Annotated in this window: 1 protein-coding gene; it reads left to right on the forward strand. The window is 60.6% G+C overall.

Annotated elements, in window-relative coordinates; genetic code table 11:
* Positions 1-936: transposase (locus HLH48_RS22820; protein ID WP_182999729.1), on the forward strand; the 936-nt coding region annotated here is incomplete at both ends.

Raw genomic sequence — 936 nt, forward strand, 5'->3', positions numbered from 1 at the left:
AGACGGGCCTGCTGCGTCTTGGCGTGTTGTCGATCGACGGCACGAAAATCGATGCCGATGCCTCGAAATATCGTTCGGTGCGCTACGACCGGATCAAGGCCCTGCGCGAACTACTGGCGGTGGATATCGCGCAACTGATGGAACAGGCAGAGCGCGCGGACGCCACAGACAGTGATCCACAGGCCCTGCCCGAAGAACTTGCCCGCCGGGAGACGCTGAAAGCGAAGCTGGACGAAGCCTGCGCCCGACTGGAAGCCGATGCGAAGGCGCAGGCCGAGGCGGCGCGACCCGCATACGAGAAGAAAAAAGCCGCTTATGATGCAAAAACAGGGCGTCGCGGTCGGGCGCCGAAACCGCCCGATGAGGAGCCGCCACCTGAGAGGCAGATCAGCCTGACGGATCCCGACAGCCGCCTCATGCGGCGTTCGGACGCCCATGAATTCCGGCAGGCTTACAATGCCCAGGCCGTGGTCTGCGCCGAAGGCAGCCAGTTGATTGTGACAACCGACGTTGTCGCCACCTCAGCAGACGCACCATCTTTTGCCGGCACGGTGCTGTCGATGGAAAACACGATCGGTCTCCCCGAAACGGTGCTCGCCGATACCGGTTACGCCAGCTGGCAGGCGGTCCGGGAATTACGGGAAAAGGATATCGATCTGCTGGTCGCCATCGGACGGCCTTGCGCCCGCAGGCCTTATGACTTCCGGCCGCCTCCTGAAGACAGGGAACCGCGCCGGATCACCGAACCCTGGCGGCTTGCCATGAAGACAAGACTGGAAACCACACAGGCCCGAGACCTCTACAGACTACGAAAACAGACCGTTGAACCGGTCTTTGGAATTATCAAAAGTGTCATGGGTTTCAGGAGATTCAGCCTGCGTGGCCTTGCAAAAGTCACAACTGAATGGACACTCGTCGCACTCGCATACAACTGCA

The sequence above is a fragment of the Gluconacetobacter sacchari genome, from assembly GCF_014174255.1.
In the GTDB taxonomy this organism is placed as follows: domain Bacteria; phylum Pseudomonadota; class Alphaproteobacteria; order Acetobacterales; family Acetobacteraceae; genus Gluconacetobacter; species Gluconacetobacter sacchari.